The organism is Leifsonia sp. EB34 (assembly GCF_041260585.1).
Taxonomy (GTDB): domain Bacteria; phylum Actinomycetota; class Actinomycetes; order Actinomycetales; family Microbacteriaceae; genus Leifsonia.
The window spans coordinates 1,330,740-1,344,540 of sequence record NZ_JBGCCV010000001.1 but is presented as its reverse complement, the minus strand read 5'-3'; the positions used below and the strand labels follow the sequence as shown (position 1 = coordinate 1,344,540).

Annotated in this window: 17 protein-coding genes; 6 read left to right on the top strand and 11 right to left on the bottom strand. The window is 70.1% G+C overall.

Annotated features, from left to right (window positions below):
* Nucleotides 1–8: 8 nt before the first annotated feature.
* A complete protein-coding gene (locus tag ABIA36_RS06465; protein WP_369961460.1) occupies nucleotides 9–836 on the bottom strand; it encodes an SDR family oxidoreductase in 828 nt (275 codons plus the stop codon).
* Between the two features lie 109 nt (nucleotides 837–945).
* Here ABIA36_RS06465 and ABIA36_RS06460 point away from each other — a divergent pair, with 109 nt between their 5' ends.
* Nucleotides 946–1,239: a putative quinol monooxygenase gene (locus ABIA36_RS06460; RefSeq protein WP_369961459.1), complete on the top strand. Its 294-nt coding sequence runs from the start codon at nucleotides 946–948 to the stop codon at nucleotides 1,237–1,239.
* A 33-nt stretch (nucleotides 1,240–1,272) separates the two neighbouring features.
* Here ABIA36_RS06460 and ABIA36_RS06455 read toward each other — a convergent pair whose 3' ends face one another.
* Nucleotides 1,273–1,983: an SDR family NAD(P)-dependent oxidoreductase gene (locus tag ABIA36_RS06455; RefSeq protein ID WP_369961458.1), complete on the bottom strand. Its 711-nt coding sequence runs from the start codon at nucleotides 1,981–1,983 to the stop codon at nucleotides 1,273–1,275.
* Nucleotides 1,984–2,013: 30 nt separating this feature from the next.
* Complete coding sequence (locus tag ABIA36_RS06450; RefSeq protein ID WP_369961457.1) at nucleotides 2,014–3,408, bottom strand: NAD(P)-binding protein; 1,395 nt, start codon at nucleotides 3,406–3,408, stop codon at nucleotides 2,014–2,016.
* A 213-nt stretch (nucleotides 3,409–3,621) separates the two neighbouring features.
* Between ABIA36_RS06450 and ABIA36_RS06445 the strand changes: the two genes are divergently transcribed.
* The gene (locus tag ABIA36_RS06445) at nucleotides 3,622–5,007 is read left to right on the top strand and encodes an Nramp family divalent metal transporter (RefSeq protein ID WP_369961456.1); all 1,386 of its coding nucleotides are present in this window, start codon (nucleotides 3,622–3,624) and stop codon (nucleotides 5,005–5,007) included.
* A 54-nt stretch (nucleotides 5,008–5,061) separates the two neighbouring features.
* On the opposite strand, the gene ABIA36_RS06440 is transcribed toward ABIA36_RS06445, so the two are convergent.
* Nucleotides 5,062–5,658, bottom strand: coding sequence for a TetR family transcriptional regulator (locus tag ABIA36_RS06440; RefSeq protein WP_369961455.1), 597 nt, complete (start codon nucleotides 5,656–5,658; stop codon nucleotides 5,062–5,064).
* Between the two features lie 270 nt (nucleotides 5,659–5,928).
* On the opposite strand from ABIA36_RS06440, the gene ABIA36_RS06435 reads away from it, so the two are divergent.
* Both ABIA36_RS06435 and ABIA36_RS06430 read left to right on the top strand, forming a co-directional pair.
* Nucleotides 5,929–6,357 carry a hypothetical protein gene (locus ABIA36_RS06435; RefSeq protein ID WP_369961454.1) on the top strand — a complete coding sequence of 143 codons (429 nt, stop codon included), beginning with the start codon at nucleotides 5,929–5,931 and terminating at the stop codon, nucleotides 6,355–6,357.
* Complete coding sequence (locus ABIA36_RS06430; RefSeq protein ID WP_369961453.1) at nucleotides 6,354–7,124, top strand: hypothetical protein; 771 nt, start codon at nucleotides 6,354–6,356, stop codon at nucleotides 7,122–7,124. Before ABIA36_RS06435 ends, ABIA36_RS06430 begins: the two co-directional genes overlap by 4 nt.
* Before the next feature lie 59 nt (nucleotides 7,125–7,183).
* Here the strand turns inward: ABIA36_RS06430 and ABIA36_RS06425 are convergent, their stop codons facing one another.
* From ABIA36_RS06425 to ABIA36_RS06410, 4 genes are all read right to left on the bottom strand, one after another.
* Nucleotides 7,184–7,504 (bottom strand): ATP-dependent DNA ligase, encoded by a 321-nt coding sequence (locus tag ABIA36_RS06425; RefSeq protein WP_369961451.1) that lies wholly within the window; start codon nucleotides 7,502–7,504, stop codon nucleotides 7,184–7,186.
* A 130-nt stretch (nucleotides 7,505–7,634) separates the two neighbouring features.
* Nucleotides 7,635–7,781, bottom strand: a complete 147-nt coding sequence (locus ABIA36_RS06420) for a hypothetical protein (RefSeq protein ID WP_369961450.1) — start codon at nucleotides 7,779–7,781, stop codon at nucleotides 7,635–7,637.
* Between the two features lie 71 nt (nucleotides 7,782–7,852).
* A complete protein-coding gene (locus tag ABIA36_RS06415) occupies nucleotides 7,853–8,947 on the bottom strand; it encodes a fatty acid desaturase (protein WP_369961449.1) in 1,095 nt (364 codons plus the stop codon).
* A 183-nt stretch (nucleotides 8,948–9,130) separates the two neighbouring features.
* A complete protein-coding gene (locus tag ABIA36_RS06410) occupies nucleotides 9,131–9,337 on the bottom strand; it encodes a cold-shock protein (protein WP_369961448.1) in 207 nt (68 codons plus the stop codon).
* Nucleotides 9,338–10,010: 673 nt separating this feature from the next.
* Here ABIA36_RS06410 and ABIA36_RS06405 point away from each other — a divergent pair.
* Complete coding sequence (locus ABIA36_RS06405) at nucleotides 10,011–10,259, top strand: hypothetical protein (protein WP_369961447.1); 249 nt, start codon at nucleotides 10,011–10,013, stop codon at nucleotides 10,257–10,259.
* Between the two features lie 23 nt (nucleotides 10,260–10,282).
* Here ABIA36_RS06405 and ABIA36_RS06400 read toward each other — a convergent pair whose 3' ends face one another.
* Nucleotides 10,283–11,761, bottom strand: a complete 1,479-nt coding sequence (locus ABIA36_RS06400; RefSeq protein ID WP_369961446.1) for a PQQ-binding-like beta-propeller repeat protein — start codon at nucleotides 11,759–11,761, stop codon at nucleotides 10,283–10,285.
* 54 nt (nucleotides 11,762–11,815) lie between these two features.
* Between ABIA36_RS06400 and ABIA36_RS06395 the strand changes: the two genes are divergently transcribed.
* On the top strand, nucleotides 11,816–12,457 hold the full coding sequence (locus ABIA36_RS06395) for an NADPH-dependent F420 reductase (protein ID WP_369961445.1): 642 nt from the start codon (nucleotides 11,816–11,818) through the stop codon (nucleotides 12,455–12,457).
* A gap of 22 nt (nucleotides 12,458–12,479) precedes the next feature.
* Here the strand turns inward: ABIA36_RS06395 and ABIA36_RS06390 are convergent, their stop codons facing one another.
* Nucleotides 12,480–12,773, bottom strand: a complete 294-nt coding sequence (locus ABIA36_RS06390) for a DUF2277 domain-containing protein (RefSeq protein ID WP_369961444.1) — start codon at nucleotides 12,771–12,773, stop codon at nucleotides 12,480–12,482.
* A 244-nt stretch (nucleotides 12,774–13,017) separates the two neighbouring features.
* Nucleotides 13,018–13,503 carry an FBP domain-containing protein gene (locus ABIA36_RS06385; RefSeq protein ID WP_369961443.1) on the bottom strand — a complete coding sequence of 162 codons (486 nt, stop codon included), beginning with the start codon at nucleotides 13,501–13,503 and terminating at the stop codon, nucleotides 13,018–13,020.
* Nucleotides 13,504–13,801 lie beyond the last annotated feature (298 nt).

The window sequence follows — 13,801 nt, the reverse complement described above, 5'->3', positions numbered from 1 at the left end:
AGGCCGGGTCAGTCTGTTGCGACTACCGAGTAGGCGACGTCCTTCGCAGCGTCGTGCTCGTCGAGCCGGGCGACGAGCGATGCTCTGACGTCCTGCCAGGTGTCCGACCCCAGCGGCAGGCGGAGCGCGGTGGAGCCGGAGTCGACGTGCGCGATGATCGCGGCGGTCAACTTGGCCGGGTCGTTCGGCAGTGGGAGGGCGCCGTCTGCAACCGCACGACGGACGTCGCCCGCGGGAGTCGAGTCGTAGGCGTCCATGACGGGTGCGCGGTCGAGCCCTGCCCCGAAACCCGTCGGCGTCGCGCCGGGCTCCACGATCGTCACGGTGATGCCGAACGGCGCGACCTCGGCGGCGAGGGTCTGGGCGAAGCCCTCGATCCCCCACTTGGAGGCGTGATAGTAGCTGAAATTCGGGTACGTGGTCTGCCCGCCGGCGGTCGAGACCTGCACGATGCGGCCGGCGCCTTGGGCGCGGAGGTGCGGAAGCGCTGCCCGCACGACGCGGATCGAGCCCAGCAGGTTGGTGTCGACGACGCGTTCGATCTGCTCGTCGGACGCCTCCTCCACGGAGGCGAAGACGCCGTACCCCGCGTTGTTGACGACCACGTCGATCGTGCCGAGCTCGGCGAACGCGCGGTCGACGACCGCGCGGACCTCTGCGCCGTCGGTGACGTCGAGGCGGGCGACCCAGAGCTGATCGCCGTACCGGGCCCGCAGGTCGTCGAGTTGCTCGGGACGGCGGAGGGTGGCTGCGACGCGGTCCCCTCGGGCGAGCAGTTGTTCGGTGAGGAGCCGGCCGAAGCCGGTGGACGTTCCTGTGATGAACCAGGTGGTCATGGTGCCCTTCCGTCGTCGGGTGTCTCTCTACGGCAGCAGAATGCTACGACTGGCCACCGCTAGCCTCCTGAGCGCTGACGAGCCTCGTCCGAGTGCTAGCGTCGCCCGCATGACTGTGACCTCGCTCCTGGACATGCGCTTTGCGGCCGACCACCTCGCGGACGGGCCGCGCGCACTGCTCGACATCCTCGCCGACACGCGGGCGTTCGAGGGCTGCCTCGCCGTGCAGGTCGTCACGGACGTCACCGACCCCGCCCACGTGGTCGCGGTCGAGCACTGGGAGTCGCTCGAGCATGACGAGGCCTACCGTGCCTGGCGCGCTGGCCCCGGCGCTTCGGGCCTCGGCGACTACTTGGCCGGCCCACCGACGCTGACACGGTTCACCGACGGCGTCTCGCTCTGACTCGTGATGCCGTCGGGGTTCTCGCGAGACGCGTCACCACGGCACCCGCTCCCCATGCCGGAAGAAGCCGCCGCGCGGCCCGTCGTCCGGTAGCTGCGCGGCCCACACGACGCTCGCCGCCCCCACGGAAACGGGATGAGCCCCCATCGCCTCGGCGCCGGGATAGGTCGCCGTGAGTCCCGGGCACACGGCGTTGACGAGTATCGGTGTGCCTTCCAGCTCGGCGGCGAGCGTGCTGGTGAGGGCCAACTGCGCCGCCTTGCTGATGCCATAGCTCGCCGCCCTGCCCCCGCGTGTGGCCAGCCCGAAGAGGGGATCGTCGTGCGAACCGGCGCCGCTGGCCACGTTGACGATCCGCGGATGCTCGCTGCGGCGCAGCACGGGCAGGAGCGCTTGGACGAGCGCCCACACGGCGAAGAGGTTCGTCTCCATGACGCCGCGGGCGGCGCCGAGGTCGGCGCCCGTGGCGGTCTCGGTCCAGTCGACGTACGCCGCTGCGTTGTTGATCAGGACGTCCAGACGGTCGAGCTGGGCGGCCAGGCGCTGGATGGCCTCGGGGTCGTCGACGTGCAGTGACAGGCCGCGATGTCCGGACCCCTCCAGGCCGGCGACGACCTCGTCCACGGCGTGGTGGTCCCGGCCGGTCACCAGCACGGTGTGGCCCGCCGCGGCGAGCTGACGGCACACCTCGGCGCCGATGCCGTGAGTGGCGCCGGTGACCAGGGTGACGGGAGAGGCTGGCATAGTGACACCTTCTTTCAGACGGACAGAGCTCTACGACGAACGCAGTTCCACCAGCCGGTGCAGGTTCGCGATCGCGGGCTCGAGGGCGGCGCGATAGCGTGCCACGTTGCCGGCGAGCTCGGGGCGGGACCGCTGCTCCCTGAGTCCGCGCGAGATGTTCGTCCTGGCCGCGTCCATCCACTGCGCGATGTCGTGCTCTCGCGCCCACAGGACGTCGGCCTGCCACGCGATGAGGGTGCCGCGGATCCAATCGGCGGGGATGTTCGGCTGACGGTTGGGCGGGCACAGCCGGTTCTTGACCGCGATGTCGGATCGGGTCGCCTCCACGTAGCCGATCAGTGCCGAGTTGAACGGCGTGAGGCCGATCCGCATCGACTGCAGCCGGATCCGCCCCTGGCTGAAGATCGGGACCTCCGGCGCAGGGTTGAGGCCGCCCGCCGCGGCGTAGACGTGCAGGGTTCCCGGCGTCGTGGGGATCGAGCCCTGTTCCAGCCGGATGGCATCGGCTTCGATTCGACGCACCCGGCCCAGGCGGACGACCTCATCGACCCGTCGAAGCTGCTCGATCTCGGCGGTGCTGGCAGTCGGGCTCCGGAACATCGTCGGTGCCACGCTCGGGTCGACGCGCAGTAGCTGCTCCGTGCTCTCCAAACGGTCGATGAGCTCGGTCTGCGAACCGGCCTCCGCGCAGGCCTCCGCCTGCAGCGCGAGACCGTCGAACAGCGTGGGGAGCAGTTCGCCGCCCTGGGTGAACCGGCGATTCAGATACCAGGCTTCGCGCGGCTTGATCCAGCGGATGAGCGTCGGCGGGACGTCGTTCTGCAGCAGGTAGAGGATCGCATCCGCCGCCGTCTTGCCTGCGCCGACGATCGTGTACCCGTCCGGGGGTTCCTCCTGGTGGGCCAGCTCGTTCACCGGTGCACATCGGACCTCGTCGTCCACCCCGAAAGCGGGAGGGCTCGTGGCGGGAACACGTGGCTCGAGGTAGGCCGCGTCGACGACGGCCCGGCGGACGGCGACGTCGAACCGATCGCCGGTCAGACGGGAGACGAACTCCCCGCGGCCGAGGTAGTCGCACTGCGGGAAGAAGCGGACCCGGCCAAAGGCGAGGAGTCGCTCGTTCATGGCCCGCTCGTAGTACGCGCAGATCTCCCGCCCCGACGCGCGCTCGTACATCCCGGCGTTGAGGCCGGTCGTGTCGATCGCGTCGGTGCCGAGGGGCAGCGAGTTGACGCCGTAGTACGCGGAGGGCTGGTGCAGTCGGATGAAGGGGTAGCTGTCGTTCCAGTGGCCGCCGGCCGCGAAGCGTCGATCGACCAGGACCACGTCGGCGTCGGAGGCCGCGATCAGCGCGTCCGCGAACGCCATTCCCGACGCACCGGCGCCGACGACCAGGTAGTCGGCCTCCAGAATCCTGCTCGCCATCGCTGCCGTCCTCTGCACGATCCGGGAGCCAGCACCCGGTCGAACGCTTGATCGAGTACTGCAAGGATGCCCCCGGCGATGGCGGCGCAACCAGCCCCCCGCCCCGGAAAACGGTCACCCTCCGCCGCCCGACTTCTCTTAGAAACTTCACAGTGATGAGGGCACTGAAGGTTCGCGCGCGTACGTTGTGCGGCAGATCACGGAAGGACAGCGATGGAGAACGGTTCGTTCACGCAGGAACAGCCACCGCAGGAGGTGCCACCGGAGCTCGACGCAGGGACCTCCGATCAGCCGGGCCAGGAAGGGACACGAAAAGGTCCCCTGGCCCGGTTCTTCGGTGTCCTCGGGCCGGGCCTGGTGACGGGGGCTGCCGACGACGACCCTTCCGGGATTGCGACGTACTCGCAGGCCGGAGCGTCGTACGGCAACAGCATGCTGTGGACAGTGCCGCTCACGCTCCCGCTGATGATGGCGGTGCAGGAGATCTGCGACCGGATGGCGCTCGCCTCGGGCGACAGCCTCGGCCGGCTGATCCGGCGCCACTTCGGTCGCGGCTTCCGGATCGCGATCGGTGTACTGCTCGTGTTCCTGATCGTGGCGAACGTCCTCAACATCGCGGCGGATCTGAACGCGATCGGCGAAGGCATGAACCTGCTCCACCTGGGGGCGCCGGCGGTGTGGAGCGTCGTCGCGGGCGTGGTGATCGCCGCGGCGGTCACCGGAGGGTCTTTCGCGATGATCGGCCGCGTCTTCAAGTGGCTGTGCATGGTGCTGCTGGTCTACGTCGGCGTCCTGTTCGTGTCGCACGTGAACTGGGCGGACGTCGCCCGGGGGCTCGTGGGCGTCGGGATGAAACCGACACCGGCCGCGCTCGGGCTGGTCGTGGGCGTCTTGGGCACCACGATCAGTCCGTACATGTTCTTCTGGCAGTCGGCGCAACGCATCGAGGAGTTGCGCGCGGAGGATCGCGGCGGGGACCACGCGCCCGCGCTCGATGAGCGTCCCCGTTCCGAGGCGAAGCGACGGCTCCGCAACGGGCGGCTGGACGTGTTCACCGGGATGGCGTTCAGCGTGCTCATCATGTTCGCGATCATCGCCTCCTCGGCGGCCACCCTCGGCGCGCACCACACGGCGATCACCAGCGCGGCCGACGCTGCCAAAGCGCTTCAGCCGATCGCCGGGGACTACGCGGGGATGCTGTTCGCGCTGGGCTTCGTCGGCTCCGGAGTGCTCGCCATCCCGGTGCTCGCCGCATCCGGCGCGGCAGGTTTGGCCGGCCTGCTGAACAAGGACTGGGGACTCGACCGCAGCCCCCGCCGGGCGCCGCTGTTCTACGTCCTCCTGGCGCTCGGAATCATCGTCGGGACGATCCTCGCCGTCGTCGACAAGAACCCCATCAACCTGCTGGTGCTCTCGGCGATCGTGAACGGGATCGCCGCCGGGCCCTTCCTGATCGTGCTGATGCTGATCTCCCGCAACCGCACCATCATGGGGGAGCATGTCAACGGTCGGCTGGCCAACACGATGGGCTGGATCGCCACGGTAATCATGTGCGTCGCCGGCGCCTACGGCGTCTGGTTCACGGTCGCAGGGGGGTAGCGAGGGGGAGCAGGGGTAGCGGGAGGTAGCAGGGAAAAAGGTCTGCTCGGTTCGCTAGCCCGCCCCTCCCGTGCGCAGTCCGGGCGTGACGAGCCTCCAGAGCGCCTCGAGCTCGGCGTCGACCTGCTCTTCCGTCGCGGAGTCGATGGCCACAGAGAGCACGCCGAAGAGGCAGTTGACGATCGTCTTGGCGGCCCGCGCGCGATCGAGGGTGTCCGGTGCGTCGCCGTCGGTCACCGCTTCGTCCAGGAAGGGGACGAAGCGCTGCGCCCACACGTCGTACGGGTTCACGCCCTGCGGAACGAGGCGGAGCTCCTGGCTGAGTCTCATCGCGGCGCGCGTGCGGATGTTGGTCGCCATCGTGCGCGTCACCCGCCAGGCGAGCAGCCGCATCCCGGAGAGGCCGCGGCCGCCCTGGTCCCGCACATCCTGCACGAGTGCCGGCCACGCGTCGAATCGCCCGGACAGAACGGCGTCCGCCATCGCCTTCTTCGACTCGAAGTGGAAGTAGACGGCTCCCTTGGTGAAGCCGGTCGCGGCGATGATCCGATCCAGCCGGGCCCCGCTGAATCCGTAGCGGGCGAATTCGGTGGCGGCGGCGTCGAGGATGGCCTCCCGGGTCTCGGTCGCCTGCCGAGTGCGTTCTGCCATTCGACGAGCCTTCCTCGACAGGAGCGTGGACCGCTCCGCTGAAGGATATCGCGAGCGGGACGCACTCCGCGGAGAGCGGCCCTCGCCAGAACGTCCCGATCGTGGGTTGCTTGCGGACCGAACGTCCGATATCGTTCGAGCACCGCTAACAGGGCTTTTGGTATGTTGGCGAATGCATTGCCGGGCTCTGAGCGAGGGGGCGACTCACAAGTGACGGACGTGCGATGGCGAGGGCGGCGCGGGGGCGCCGCCCTCGCCGCTCTGGCGCTGATGTCGGTGCTGGGCATGGCGGGTTGCGCCGGTGTGACGGACGCACCCGCGGCGAAGCCCAGCACCGCAACGACTCCCACGCTCGATCCCGGCTCTCCGAACCTCTCGATCCGCCGCGATTTCGTACTCAGCGACGGTTCGACGGCACCGGGCTGCCTGACCCTGACGGTGAAGACCGACCCCTCGGGCACGCCAGAGACGGCCGGCCATCTCGCGGCGGCGCGGGCGATCCTCGCCGACCCGCGCTGGAAGACCGAGCCCGTCTCGCTGAGCGAGCTGCCGGCGGCGGACCTCAGCAGGATGAAGGCGCGCGGGGAGACCGAGGCCGTCATCCTCGCCGGCCTGCTCAAGGACCACATCCAGTCGGCCATTCAGCGGGCGGGCGTGTCTGAGGGGATCGCAACGTCCGGATTCGTCGGTTGCCGATGACTGGCCGGACGCGCGCGCGACTCATCGCCGTGGGGATCGCGACGCTGCTGATGGCCGCGGCCACGGCCGGTTGCACGTCGGCGCCGCCGGCGCACTCCGCCAGCCCGACGATCTCGACCGCCGGCTGGCCGACCGCGCAGCTCTCCCACACGGGGCGCACCTCGCCGACGTTGATCGTCCCGACCGGCGCTCGCTCGCTCCACCTCGACTTCACCTGCACCTACGGTCTGTACTCCGTGGGGCCGAGCGCTGCCATGGACCGGCGCCAGGGAACCTGCGGGGGCGTGCAGAGCTTCGACTTCGACGTCCACGCCGTCGCGCCGGGCACGCGGCTGGCCGTCGACCTCGTCGTGCCCGATGACACCCGGCTCGCCGCGACGCTGAACTTCAGCACGGCGCCCTTCGTGCCCGACCGCGTGACGGCGAAGCAGTGCGCCGCCCTCAGCGCGATCCAGGAGGCGTACTGGAACGCCGATCAGGGCCACGACCATGGCGATGTGTCCGACGAGCAGTGGACTCAGCTGACGGCGACGGCGAAGACCGAGATCGCCTCGCTGGCCGCGCAGGCGAAGGCGAGACCGTCATCGGCGGGTCTGCTGGGCACCGTCGTCCCGCCCATCGCCGACTGGCTGACCGGGGCGGGAGACCACCCGGGCGGTGTCGTGCACGCGCCCCTGGGAGACTTCACGGCGGCCGAGGCCCTCGCGGGCCAGATCTGCACGGCCAACGGAACGTCGATGGTCATCCACTCGAAGTACGGCGGCTGAGCGCGAGACGCGAGCCGCCCGGCGGTCTTAGCGCCTCTCCGCGCGTACCGCGCACCCGCTCACGCGGGCACGAGTGCCCGCAGCGGCGCCCGTTCCTCCGCTTCGATGACGAGTCCACGGGAGCTCTCGGCGGATTCCGCGAGCAGTGCGAGCCAGTCCCTGTTGAGGGCCGGGCTGCGGGAGCCGTCGAAGTGGAAGCGCAGGTTGCTGGACGGGTGCAGCCAGATGCTGGTGCGTCCACCGCCTACGGCGTCCAGGTCTTTCCACGACATCGCGAAGCTCTGGCCGTGGCGGAGCTTGTTGACGATGACGATGTGCAGGTGCGCGAGAGTTCGATCTTCGAACTGGTACTCGTGGTTCTCGTAGCTGAGGTAGCCCATGGTGTTGCCCTCCTTGGTATGTCCGGAAGGGGGCAAAGAATCGGTGCCAAACGAGGCTTCACGTCAACCGGAGGGTGTCTGCCCAGTCTGACCCATGCGACCGGCTTAAGCGAACGGACGCAGGCGATTGTCAGGCGTGCAGGAGCGCGCTGTCGACGATCGCGAACTGTTCCGCCTCTTCGGCGGCGGCTTCGGCCTCGGCGAGTTCGAAGTACACGCCGAGCACCTCAGGGGTGATCTCATGCGGCACGACGACCGCGTAAACCGGAACTTCCACTCCTTCAGCGTCCTCTCACAGAGCCATAGCGCAGGCGCTTGACAGCCGGCCCCGAGTGGGCAGGGGGTCGCTCATGCTCGGCGGTAGCGTTGCGCCGCCGGGCAGTCGAACGGGTCGCGGGCGGCGAGCCCGACCCGGTTGAGGTAGCGGACGACGATCCGGTACGAGTTCACGAGACCGGTCTCCGTGTAGGGGATGTCGTGGGCGGCGCAGTGCTCCCGGACGAGTTCGCGGGCCCGGCGCAGGTGCGGCCGCGGCATGCTGGGGAAGAGGTGGTGCTCGATCTGGTGGTTGAGGCCGCCCATGAAGACGCTCATCGTCCAACCGCCGCGGATGTTGCGGGAGGTCAGCACCTGCTTGTTCAGGAAGTCGACCCGGGCGCCGGCGGGAAGCAGCGGCATGCCCTTGTGGTTGGGGGCGAAGGAGGCGCCCATGTAGACGCCGAACACGGCGAGTTGCACGCCGAGGAAGGCGAACGCCATGCCGACCGGCAGCATCAGGAACACGATCGTGATGTAGATCGAGAGGCGCAGGCCGATGGCGACCAGCTCGCTGCGACGGCGTTCGACCGGCCCGCGCGCGAGCAGCGACCGGATGGACGTGACGTGGAGGTTGACGCCCTCCAGCAGGAGCAGCGGGAAGAACAGGTAGCCCTGACGGCGGGTGATCGCCGCGAGGAGGCCGCGCTGGCGAGCGGCGTCTTCGACCGTGAACGAGATCGTGTCGAAGGCGATGTCGGGGTCTTTGCCCTCGGTGTTCGGGTTGGCGTGGTGGCGCGTGTGCTTCGTCATCCACCACTGGTAGCTCATGCCGACCAGCCAGGTCGCGATGAGTCGCCCGGCCCGGTCGTTGGTCGGGCCGGAGGCGAACACCTGACGGTGGGAGGCCTCGTGACCGAGGAACGCGAACTGGGTGAAGATCAGCCCCAGCGCCGCGGCGATGAGGAGCTGGAACCAGGAGTCCCCGAGAAGCACGAACCCGGCGGCCGCGGCGATCAACCCGACCGTGAGCACGGCGAACATCCCGATGTAGAAGCCGCGCCGGCGTTCCAGGAGGCCTTCGCTGCGGACCCGCCCGAGCAGCTCGTTGTAGGTGCTGGTGACGGGGGCGCGGGTCTCCGCGCGTGGCCTGGTCTTGAGGACCGGCCCGAGAGTGGATGCGGTCATGCTTTCCTCCGCTGTGTCAGGACGACTTCCCAGCCGAGGGTGTGGGCGGACGCCCGAGATGCCGCAAGCGTAGGCGCGCTGGCTGAGTGTTCGTCGGTGCCCCGCTGTGGAAACGGTGCCCGGTCTTGCGACCGGGCACCGCTGTGAAACGGTGCCCGGTCTCGCGACCGGGCACCGCATCGTTCAGGCCTGGCGGATGTTCGCAGCCTGCGGACCCTTGGGGCCCTGTGCGAGGTCGTATTCGACCTTCTGGTTCTCGTCGAGGTTGCGGTAGCCGCCGTTGGAGGCGATCTCGCTGTAGTGGGCGAAGACGTCGGCGCTGCCGTCATCCGGGGCGATGAAACCGTAGCCCTTTTCCGAGTTGAACCATTTGACGGTGCCAGTGGGCATCTTTTCTTCCTTCATTATTCTTTGTGAGCCGTAAGGACGGCTCCTGTCGCCGCGCCCGAATCGGCGCGGACGGTGGTGGGCGCCGCGTGGAACGCGGTGCGGTGGGGTGCGCCGGAGGAGGGTCTCCGCCTCGGCGAGCGTCGGCGCGGTGCCGACGGTGCGGGAACAGTCGTCGAGCACGCGGAAGAGTCCGTCGTGGAGCTCGGCGATACCCGCGTACTCGTCGTGCGCGGTGGCGACCCAGACGGTGTCGTCTGCCTGGCGCCAGGTGAGTGCGGCCGGGGGCCGCGCAGTACTGATGATGGTGAGTCCTTTCGCCTCTAACGAGGCGGGGGTGATGCCGCGGCGACGCTGCTGCGGTGGAGAAGATCGGTATCGGTCATGGGTTGATTCTGCGCGCCTGGGTCAGTTGGTGAAAGGCGGCCCCGCACGCGACACCCGGATGGGAAGGACCGGTTTCTGATGCGGGACCGTCTCGGTCACACGATCAAAAACGCGTGATCACGTCCGACGGAAGGGACGAATCCCCCGGGTCGGACTCAGACCACCATACACGGCGAACCCGTGAACGGAGCAGGGAGGTTCGATCGGCACGTGCGAGCGGCCCACGCAAGGCTGGTAATCGAGCGCCGCGCGCGTACCGTCTCGTTCAACCAGAGGGAGGCGGCGCGGGGTGCTCGTTCTCTTCAGGGTCGACAACATCTTCTACCGGCCGATCGGCGACGTGCCGACCACGAAGGCCGCCATCGTGGCAGCCGCGCGCGCCGGGGGCGGGTTCGTGTCCTTCCTGTCTCCCACGGGGGTCAGCGACATCTTCATCACGGTGGCCACAGCGATCCGGATCGAACTCGTCGAGGAGGAATCACCCGGCGAACCGCACCCGGACGAGGACGGTTCGTCGTTCGACCTCGGCGATCTCTGATCGGCGTGCTGATGCCGGGTCGTTCACCCGCCGCCGCGGAACGCCGCCACCCCCGAGTCGGTGCCCACCAGCAGCAGCCCGAGCCCGGTGCTCGGGCTCACGAAGTGCGGCACCGAGTCGCCCACCGCCTGCCGTTGGAGCAGCGCGCCGGTCGTCGCGTCGAACTGGCTCACCGTTCCGTCCGGGTATTCGACCGCCCACAGCGTCCCGCCGATGACGACGGGCGCGCCGTTCGCGCCGGAGAGGCGCTGGCCCCGCCGGGCGGAGGCGAGGTCGACCGTCTGGATTCCTCCGCCGCTGCACGGGACGAACAGGCGGTTCGTCGCCACGAAGTAGGCGGCGCCGCCGTCGGGGTCGCTGCCGCAGAGGCCGCCGATGCTCGCGACTTCTGACAGATCGGACTGGCGGAGGACGAAGCCGACGTCCGTCTTCCCCGCGACGAACAGCAGGCCACCGGGCAGCAGCACCGGGTTGCCCGTGCCGAGGTCGTCGTCGCCGCCCGCCCCGTGATCCTTGAAGGCGGCGAGCGGCTTCAGGTCCGGCGACAGCTTGACCACGCTCTCCGCGTACTGGACGGGGTCGGGGCCGCCGGCCGCCGGGTCCGGGTTGGAGTTGCCCGTCGACACGTAGATGTTCCCGGCCGCGTCGACCGCGGGCGCGCCGCCGCCCTGCCAGATGGCGCCGCCCTGGCCGTCCGCCGCGGCCTCGAACGAGACGAGCGCGGGCGCGCCGGTCTCGTTCACCCCCACGACCCACCCGTGGTAGGCGCCGCAGTCGCCGTAGTTGCCGCCAAAGGAGACGTAGACGCGGCCGTTCGCCACCACCAGCGACGCCCGCTGGAGCAGGTGGACGGGGTCCTCGCCGGCGGGGAGCGGCGGGTCGACCGCCTCCGAGAGCACGACCTGTCCCGTGGCGACGCTGAAGCCCTCCAGCCGGTGCTGGACCGCTCCTCCACCGGTGCTCACCTCGCCGACGACGTAGACGGTCCCGGTCGCCGGGTCCACCGCCGGCGTGCTGGTAATCCCGAGCGGGTCGATGTCGCCGCAGCCCGCGACCGAGCCGACGTCCGTCAGCGGCGCGCCCAGGGAGGCCGACCAGACGACGGCGCCGGCGGGATCGAGCGCGACCACCCGATTCGTCTCCGTCGCCGCGATCACCCGGCCGTCCGCGACGACCGGCTGGCCGAACACCGCACCGCCGAGGTCGGCCGACCAGGCGCGTACGAGCGAGGCGAGCGGCGCCCCGGCGGCCACCGCCCCGGTGCGCTCCGGGCCGGCATGGTAGGAGGACCACGCCGTGACGCCGGGCACCGGGACGGCGACCGGGGTCGAGGGGCCGGTCGGCGTGGGACGGGACGGCGACGGTGTGCTCGACGCGCGGGAGGTCGTGGGCGACGGCGGCGCGGAGGCCGTGCATCCGGCGAGCAGCAGCAGACCACCCAGCGCGACCGCGCCGAGGCGGGCGCGCGTGCGGATTGTCGACCCCCGCGTCGCGCGGTGCATGGCGCCAGCGTATGCCTCCCGGAATTCTCCGGGGCCTCGCCGGTTGCACCCAGCATGACGAACGTAGGAATCATCGGAGCAGGCCACATCGGCCAGGCACTCGCCCGCACCTTCATCCAGCACGGCTACACGGTCACGATCGCGAACTCGCGCGGGCCGGAGACGCTCGCGGAACTGGTCGCGGAGCTCGGCCCGTCGGCCACCGCGGCGACGGCGGCGGAGGCCGGCGCGGCGGGCGACTTCGCCGTGGTCACCGTCCCGCTGCGGAACTACCGGGACCTCCCCGTGGAGCCGCTGGCGGCCAAGATCGTGATCGACACCAACAACTACTACTTCGAGCGGGACGGTCACATCGCCGAGCTCGACGACGGGACCGCGACCACCTCGGGCCTAGTGCAGTCCCACCTGCACCGCTCCCGCGTGGCCAAGGGCTTCAACCACATCGCCGCACGCGACATCCCGACCACCGGCGCGCCGGCCGGGACCGAGAACCGCCGCGCGCTCGCCACGGCGAGCGACCACGAGGACGCCGCGGCGCTCGTGACCTCGATCTACGACCAGTTCGGCTTCGACACCGTGCACGTCGGCCCGCTCTCCGAGAGCTGGCGCGTGGAGCGCGACCGCCCCGCCTACGTGGTGCGGCAGAACCGTGAGGAGCTGGAGGCCAACGTGGCCAGGGCGCCGCGCACGGTCTGAGGCCGACCCGATCCGGGCGGCGTCACACCGCCGTCCGGATCCGCACCTCCCGCTCCATCCGCTTCTCGTGCCGCGCGCGCCCCTTCAGGGCCTCGGCCTCGCGGCTCTTGGGTGGTGCGGTGGTGACGAGCTGGTCGAGCATGCGGCGCGTGGCCTCCGCGATCTCGTCGATCGCCTGGTCGAAGGCGGCCGCGTTCGCGCGGGAGGGGCGCGTGGATCCGCTCACTTTACGGACGAACTGGAGGGCGGCCTCCCGGACCTCGTCGTCCGTCGTAGGGGGTTCGAAGTTGTGGAGGCAGCGGATGTTCCGGCACATGCCGAGACGATACCGCCATTCAATCCCGGGCGTTATGCGTCTTCTCAGGTTGAATGGCGGAAGATTTCCCGGTTACCCCCACAGCACGATAGGACCACCCATGAGCTCGCTCCGCGACCACATCGAGCGCACCCTCCCCGAGACCGACCTCGGCGTCGCCGCCGACGCCGACACCCTCACGAACACCGGCGCCATCACGCTTCCGTAGCACTGACGGCGTTCGCGAGGCCGCGGCCTCCCGGTGTCAGCCCTCCGCGACGCGACGCACGAACGTCGTGACGTGCTCCCGGAGCGCCTCGATGCGCTGCTGTCGCGCCGCCTCCACGTCGAAGCCGACGTACGCGAGCGGCGGCCGCCTGCGGACGTTCGCCGAGCATTCGAAGCCCGCGCAGACGAGTGTGCCCAGGGTGTTGCCGTTGCGGCCCGCCGCGCCCGCGCGCTTCGCGATGAAGAGGACGACCTCGTTGGGCAGGTGCACGTCCTCGCACCACGAGCACTGCGGACGGGCGCGGACGCCGCCATCGGCCTTCCGCACGAGGACGCCGACGAGCTCACCGTCGACCTCCGCGATCACGTAGCCCTGGTTCGGGTTCTTGCGGTCGCGCCAGCCGAGGTAGTCGAGGTCGTCCCAGCGCGTGTTCGCCAGGTCGGGGAGGGTGAGCTCCTTGCGCTCGCGCTGGGAGGCGTTCACGAAGGAGGAGCGGAGCTGCTGTTCGTTCAGGGGAAGCATGGAGGGATGTCCTGTCTGTTGTGCGGACTGCGGGACGCTGGGGACGACGACCGGTCCGTTGTGATGGGGGTGCCGGCTGGGCCTGCGCGGAACTGCGGAGGTCGCCGCACGGGTGCGCCCGGGTATGCATGGGCGCGAGCGGGCGCAGACGCAAGCGGGCACAGGCGCGAGCGGGCGCAGCCGCAAGCGGGCACAGGCGCGAGCGGGCACAGCCGCGAGCGAGAGCTCACGCCGGATACGCCGCGAAGCGGGCGCGCGGGATCACGGGAAGGGGCAGGGCTATCTCACGCCGGCGAGG